Here is an 8,202-nt window from a genome sequence, read left to right as displayed (position 1 = left end):
GCCGCATTACTGAAAGTGCCGCTGTTGCTCAGGTTGCCGGCAAGTTGCAAGGCGCCCCCGTTTATGGTGATGGAAGCGCCCGTGGCAACCGTCAGGTTATTGGCCTGGGCTGTGCCGCCGGCAAGTTGCGGGTAGTTGCTAAGGCCTGCAGGAATGCTTACATTGGTAGTAGCTGTTGGCACTGTATTGCAGCTCCAGTTGGAAGCCACGTTCCAGTCCCTGGAAACTTGTCCGCTCCATAAACCTGGCGTACAATCGCCAATGAAAATATTGTCCAGGAAAAGGTCTAGATCCGTTACTGCACCAATTCCTCCTCCAGTGCTACCTTCAGTGGCAAAGAAAGCTACAGTAATATCCTGGCCTGCATAAGCAGAGAGGTTAATGGTTTCTGTCTGACCAGTATTGCTGATTGGGGTAGAGGCATTGAAAGTTCTGATGGCCGTATAGGTGCTGCCGCAGTCTGTAGAAATCATTATTTTGAACTCGTCATCTGGGCCTAGTGTAGCAGCATTGGTATTGCCATACCGCGTTAAAGCCAGGTCAAAACGAAGCTCAGTGGTAGCGGTTGGGTTTACTTTGGGGCTTATTATCCAGATATTATCACCGGTGTTCCAAAGGTTTATTTTGGCTGCGACTCCATTTACACCTCCAGCTACATTGCCAAAATCATCACTAGCCCATGCAGAAGTAGTACCGGTAGGAGTAACCGTTCCCGATGCTTCGCTCCAGCCTGAGAACAAAGCAGCAAGGTTATCATCTGTAAAACCGGTAAAGTTTACTTGTTGTGGCAATGTTGCTAAGCCAATTGCGGTCCGGCTGGTAGATGGCATAGCATCGTTGCTGGTGTTGCCATCGCCGGCTACGGTAGCGGTACCGTTAAAGGTATAAGTTCCGCCCGCAATACGCATATTCAGATTGTCTACAAAAACATTCTGAGTAGCGCCGGCAGCTAAGGTACCTGAACTTACGATAGTAGATAATGTCCGGGTAACTACACCTGTTACATTTACCGTTACGGTAACCGGGTTTACGCTAAAATCGAGCGCTGTCGGGCCATTGTTCAGAATTGTAACATTTATCGGTTCATTGCCAGCATAACATTTGCTTGTCGCTAAAGCCAAGGCTACAGCATCAATGTCCAGCGTTGGAGGTGTTCCAAGGAAAAGGTCATCTATGTGCAGATCATAAGCGGTTGTTGGGCGGGCTGCTCCGGTTTTGCCCATCAAAGCCACAATAATATTCTGGCCGTTATAAGCGCTTAAGTCGAAAATGAAATCAGTCAGCGCGTTGCTCAGGTTATCGTTTCCGGTAATAGCGCCTACTCTTACATAGGTTTCACCGCAGTCAGCAGAAACCATGATCTTAAGCGAATCTGTTGGCAGCATGGTGGCTACAGCATTTCCACCGGAAGAAGTAACGGCAGCTTTGAGTTTCAGGGCCGTAGTAGCGGTAGCCGGAACTTTAGGCCCCACGATCCACTCATTCCTGGTTGTAGAGGTAGAAGTTGCAAAGTTTAATTTAGCTGTAACCGAACCCAGGAAAGTGGCCTGGGTAGTGGCTGCGCTTGTCCAGGCAGAAGAGGTGCTACTTGGCTTGGCTGCGCCGGTTGCTTCTTTCCAGCCCGAAAAATGCGTAGAAAGGTCTGCACCCGTAAAACTGTTAAAGTCTACTGCCTGAGGCAAAGCTGCAATTGGAGCAACTGAGCGGGTAGTTTGTGGCATGGCATCATTAGACGTATCTCCATCTCCGGTTACAGTGGCAGTTGCATTGAATGTGTAAGTGCCGGCCGGCGTCATATTCAGAATATCTACGTAAACATTGTGAGTTGCTCCGGCAGCCAGCGTTCCGGTAGTTATCGTGGTGTTTAAAGTAGCTGTAGTAGCGCCGGTAATATTAACTGTTACAGCAGTAGGATTTGTGGTAAAGTCTATGGGAGCAATGCCGAAGTTCTGAATAGTAATGGTTACCGGTTCGTTGGCTGCATAGCACCCTGTGGCTAAAGGAGTTGCCAGAGCAATAGCGCCGATATTCAAGGCAGGTGCTTCCTGGATCAGGATATCATCGAATGCAAAACCGTTGTTTACTGTTGAAATATCCGAGCCAAATGCAATGCGCAATTTTACTGAAGCCTGGCCACCCAGGCCATTTAATTCATGCTTGGCAGTGACCCATCCGTTACTGCTGCTGCCACCCGTTCCTGTCCAGCCGATCAGTTGACCGCCAGGATTTCCACCAATATCATCATAATTAAACCAGTTGTTAGGGTCGCCCATGGTGCCTACATTCTGCCAGGTTGTACCTCCGTCTATAGATGACTGCAATACAGCGCCGTCCCAGCCAAACTCCGCTGTCCACCATATTTTCATTTCAAGCATTGGTTTAACCAGGGTGCTGAAATTGAAACAAGGCCCTGTAACGAAAGATTGTTCGTTATTATTATGATTGCCCGTCAGGTTGGTTTTCCAAGCATTTGATCCGGAAGCAGCGCTGTTAATAACCGAACCTGCCGGAGTGCCTAAAGCCCAGGAATTATTTATGCCGCCTGTTGTCCAGTTTCCGGCGCCATTCTCGAAATTCTGTGAATAAGGGTAGGAGGTAATTACCGGAATAGAGTTTATGGCTTTTGCAGCACTATTATTACTGGCATCTGCATCTCCACTTATGGTAGTTGCCGCAGCAATGGTATAGGTGCCTGCGATCGAAAAGTCGGCTTTTGTGTTGAAATTGTACGTCGCAGATGCTCCGGGAGCTAATGGGCCCGCCATTATTTCCGCTATCGGAGTTCCATTATTAAGGGAGTATTGTAATGGGATATTGGTCTGAACATTAGAGCCGAAATTACTAACTGTTACAGAAATAGTTTCCTGAGTACTCAAACCGCACCCGGTACCAGGGCTAAGAATTGAGGTGATGCCCAGGTCGGTAGAAGGCGGAGTGCCGAGGAAAATATCGTCTACATGTAGGTCATAAGCAACGGCAGGGCGTGGAGTTCCGGTTTTTCCCAATAAAGCCACAATAATATCCTGGCCGTTATAAGCACCTAAATTAAAAGTAAAAGTAGTTAACGCATTAGTCAGGTTATCATTTCCGGTAATAGCGCCTACTCTTATATAGGTTTCACCGCAGTCCGCAGAAACAATGATCTTAAGCGAATCTGTTGGCAGCATGGTGGCTACAGCATTTCCACCGGAAGAAGTAACGGCAGCTTTTAGTTTCAGGGCAGTAGTAGCGGTAGCCGCAACTTTAGGACCCACGATCCACTCCTGCCTTACGGTAGAAGCAGTAGTGGTAAAGTTTAATTTAGCTGTAACCGAACCCAGGAAAGTGGCCTGGGTGGTAGCCGCGCTGGTCCAGACGGAACTTGTGCTGCTTGGCTTGGCCGCGCCAGTTGCTTCTTTCCAGTCGGGGAAACCGGTATTGAGATTACTTCCAGTGAAACCGGTAAAGTCTACTGCCTGAGGTAAAACAGCAAGTGGAGCTACTGTGCGGCTAACTTGTGGCATGACGTCGTTAGCAGATTTGCCATCACCTGTTACGGAAATGCTTCCATTGAATGTGTAAGTTCCTCCGGTAGTACGCAGATCTAATTGCCCGACAGTTATATTTTGCGTGTCGCCAGTAGGTAATGTGCCAGAATTTATTACCGTAGAAATTGTATTCGGAACAGGCCCGGTAACATTTACGGTAACTGTAGTCGGATTAATGCTGAAATCGATAGGAGCGGTACCGTAATTCCTGATGGTTACTGAAATGTTTTCATTGGCAGAATAACAGCCAACGGGGCCAGGAGAAACCATTGCAATAACGCCCATATCTAAACTAGGAGGCGTTCCAATAAATATATTATCAAGGAAAAGGTCTACATCATTTGGGCCGCCTGATGCACCAGCTATAGTGCCTTCGGTTGCGTAGAAAGCTACAATTATATTCTGGCCAGCGAAAGAAGCCAAGTTAACTACTTCTGTTTGTCCGGTATTGTTTATTGAAGTAGAGGCATTATAAGTACGGATGGCCGTAAAAGTGCTGCCACAATCAGTAGATACCATAACTTTCAGTTCGTCGTCGGAGCCGAGCGTAGCTGCGCTGGTATTATTCCAAAGGGTTAAAGCTAAATCGAAATGGAGTTCAGTTGTGGCTGTTGCTGTAATTTTAGGGCTAATTATCCATTCATTTTTGGTATTAGACCAAAGATTGATTTTAGCAGAAATTCCGTTGGCTCCCCCTGTAACATTAGCAAAATCATCATTTGCCCAGCCAGAAGCATTACCGGTTGGGGTAATAGCGCCAATAGCTTCGTACCAACCCGTAAATTGAGAAGTAAGATTAGTACCATTAAAACCCGCAAAATCTACTCTTAGAGGTTGGGCAACCGGCGGAGCAAGAAGTCTGGTAGTTTCAGGCATTGCATCGTTGCCACTGTTCCCATCGCCGGGAGTTATGGTAGATGCGTTAAAAATGTAAGTACCATACGCTGTCATATTTGCAGTACCGGCAACTACATTCAGGCTGGCTCCAGCCGCCAGGCTACCGGTATTAATTGCATGAGAAATAGTTTGAGGAAAGGCGCCGGAAATAACAATTTCTACCGTTGATGGGGTAACGCTGAAGTCTACTGCGTTTGTTCCGTAATTTTTGATTGTAACCTCAATGCTTTCGTTTGCTGAAAAGCATCCGATTGCACCTGGATTTACAAATGCAGTTACACCCAAATCCAGTGAAGATGGCGTAAACTCATCAGCGCCAATATCAGGTGTAGTTGCATTTCTGGTTTCGCCATCCATGTCGGTGGTAATTCCTGCTATCAGAGTACCGGCATTATTCAGAGCGGGCGCTGAAGCATGTAGATCGGAAGCCGAAACAAATTGTGGTATTACCGATACAGAATTTGCATCCTGGTTGGTTGCGGTTTGCCAATCAGCTAAGGTAGCCCGATCGGTTGTGTTAGTTAGGCCAATAAAGCCATTTCCTGCATCAGCAATATAAAGATCGTTATAGTTAGAAACAGAGCCCGTATTGCCGGTGGCAGTAGCCGAGGTGGTAACCCAGGCATAATGTTTTGCTACGCCTGTCTGCGCTGCCATAAAGTTTGCAAATATGTTGTTCGTAACCGTCATAACCGCACCGGAGGCAGTTCCGATTTCGAAAGCAGTACTGGAAGCTTTGTAAGCAGCAGCAGGTTCCAGCCGAACGCTATTGAAATGAATATTCAAATTATTGCCTGAGCCTGAACCATTGCCTTGCGCAACAATCCCGATTATTCTCCGGTTCGCTGAAGCAGTTCCTGTAAAGCCATGGTTAAGATTGGTAACGATGTTGTTGTAGGCGGTTATGCTATGCCCGTTGTTGGTGGTGTACGTGTTCAGGCGCATGCCGGTAACCACAACAGTAGTAGTGGTTGAGGTTATGGCCAGGTTGTTTATCTTATTATTATATACCTGAGCAGCTCCAAGAGCCAGATCTACAAAAACTCCGTCTATGGTGCCAGATGTGGTAGTAATGTTTCGAACTTCGTTATAGAAGATCTTCACATTGTTTTGCAGGCTAGCTTTAATGCCATAAGCCGTGGATGAGCTTCCAGCCAGATCGTTTGCAGCAATACTGCCAATTATATTGCCGGAAACGGTATTGTTATTGTCGGATAAAGTGCCGGAACCACCGTTAAGCAAGATGCCGTTATAAACATTCTGAATAGAGAGGTTGCTATAGGTGTTATTCTGATTGGTACCGGTAGCGTTGGTTGGGGTAAAACCACCACCGGTAGAACCAGAGGATTGCAGTAGTGCTATGGAGCTTGTATTTGATCGGTTCAGGGTAATGCTGGCGTTTTGAATCGTGTTGTTCGTGGCGCCGTTGGAAGCTGAAGCGTTCCGGATAAGGTAGCCATATTCTAAAGCGCTGCCGCTGGCAATGCTGATATCAATGCCATCGAAGGTGAAATAATCGCCGCCGGCAATCGTAATGCCTGCATCCGAGGATGAAGTTGTACCGGCAGAGCTGATGATCGGATTTGCCCCGCTGCCGGATTTCTGAAAGGTGATGGTACTACCTGGAATACCGGTAGCTGTAATTGCCGGCACATTTTCTGAGAAGGTCTGCCCGGCCGTAACGTTAAATGTAACAGAACCGGAAATGCCATTTTCATTTAGAGAAGTGATCGCATCGGTGAACGAAGTAAAGTTTCTACTGCCCGAGCCGGATTGGTTAAGGGTATACGTGCCGTTAAGTGGAACAAGTACGGGGGTTGTCTGGTTGCCCGTAGCCGAACCACTGTAATGCGCTTCGGCGTAGGCGCGAACCTGATAGTAATATTGAGTACCTGGTGCTACTGCATTGTCAGTATAAGTCTGAGCATTGCTTGCAAGCTGGGTGATAACAGTAAAATTAATGTTATCGGTAGACCGGTATATGGTGTAGCCTATCTCATTTGTAGCATTATCTGCCCAGTTAAGAGTAATAGTAAAAGGCCGAATATTGCTGAATGTTAAATTACTAGGGGCGTTTGGAATAATAGATGGAGTATAACTATAAGTCCGTTGGCTACTAATCGTGGGCGAATCCAGATTTGGTATTGAGCCGACTGTATAAGTTTGCTGGTTGAATGTGGCAGAGTTGTTTGTGTTCGTATTTGTTGCAGAAATAATGTAGGCTCGCGTACCAGCTGAACTACCTGCGGAAAACCCAATTCCAACTTGCTGAGAGTTAAGTGCGCCGGTTCCGATATTACGCGTCATAGCGCCATATACAAATTCTACTACTCCTGTACTTTCATACAAACGGACCTGATAGGTGCCATCATTGGTGGGAGAAGATTGGTAAAGCAATGACATATTCAAGAATTCAATAACTAAGGTACGGTTAGGAGCCGCACCAAAAATTTTGAAGTGGACTTTGCCTGAAGGTCCCGTGCTTAAGTCCCCGCCAAAAGCTGAAATAATTGGGGACGTGGCAGTTCCTGTCGATACAGTATATGTACCAGTTCCTATAACTGTGCTTCCAAGCCTGATCATCCCGTTGCTGCTTGCGGAAAATTGAGTATAAGCTGTACCCATAAACATAAATGAGAATGGGATTCCTTGTAATGTGCTGGCATTATTATCCAGATTAGCTGCCACTAACTGAGTAGTACCTGAGCTCATATCAACCGCATTGCCATTAAGGTCAAGAGCCAGCGAACCGGTAGTAGAAGTAGCAAAGCTGTAATTCGCGGCATTTTGTGCCCAGGAATGATGGACACTGCTCAGTAGTATGATCAAACTGAAGAAAGATATGCTGTAAATCTTCGGCATGATCGCTATTGCATCGGACGCTCGGCCCCAGCTATACCGCCGCTTTTGGAGGGGTAAAGTTCTAGTCATAAGATAAAATTTTAAGTTTAAAATTTGTTGGGGAGATAAAATTCAGGCAAGACTAACATCTGAAGGTTGTTGCCTTTAAATTATCGGAAGTAAAAAAGATGAAAACGCAGGTTTAGAAGAGAGCGGGACTTGATCTTCAGGGTTTCTTCTTAAGAAACACCGGTGTTATTTTTCAGTTCGATCGAAGATGTACGAGTTAAGTATCTGCTTTAAAGTTGTTTTGTAAGAAGATTTGATGTTATTTCATAACTCGTGATCAAATATAGTAAAAAACTATATCTAAACTAAATATTAATATATTATTTTATTTTGTGTATTAAATATGTTTTCAGGATAAAATGACTAGGAATTATGCTAATGCGTGTAATGTTCAGGCAAAGGGTTGTAATGTGGGGGTGAACGAACCACAGCTATGCGAGTATTTTTCTTTTTTATATTGGCGGTATGAACTTTTACCAGGGTAGTTACGATAGGAGCAGTTGTATCCACAGACAAGTGCGAAGGGGCTATTCAATTATTTTAGCTTCGTTTCATGAATAATAACGTGGTAAGAAATGTTTTAAATGAGGAGCAGTTTTTGAGACTTTCTGAATACCAGCACTGTAAAATGTAAAGGAGTCTTTTCAGAGTTTTAAGGCTAAAAAAGATACCGTTTTGGTATCTGTCTCATTCAAATAAAAACGCTCCAATTGTTATGTATTCGAAAGTGTGAATATTTAAAAAGATTCAAAAAATAATTATTTTCAACCACTCATTTAAAGTATATGAATAAAAAAGGGAAGCTTTAGCTTCCCTTTTTTATGATAAAACGCTAGCGTTTTATTGCCTGATGAGTTTGGTGGTGAAA

Annotated in this window: 1 protein-coding gene; it reads right to left on the bottom strand. The window is 45.2% G+C overall.

Annotated elements, in window-relative coordinates:
• Positions 1 to 7,286 (bottom strand): fibronectin type III domain-containing protein (locus I5M27_RS18395; protein WP_234462605.1); only part of this gene is annotated, 7,286 nt, incomplete at its 3' end.
• Between the last annotated feature and the right edge of the window lie 916 nt (positions 7,287 to 8,202).

Source organism: Adhaeribacter terrigena (genome assembly GCF_016623615.1).
Lineage (GTDB): Bacteria > Bacteroidota > Bacteroidia > Cytophagales > Hymenobacteraceae > Adhaeribacter_A > Adhaeribacter_A terrigena.
This window is presented reverse-complemented; position numbering and strand designations above follow the sequence as displayed.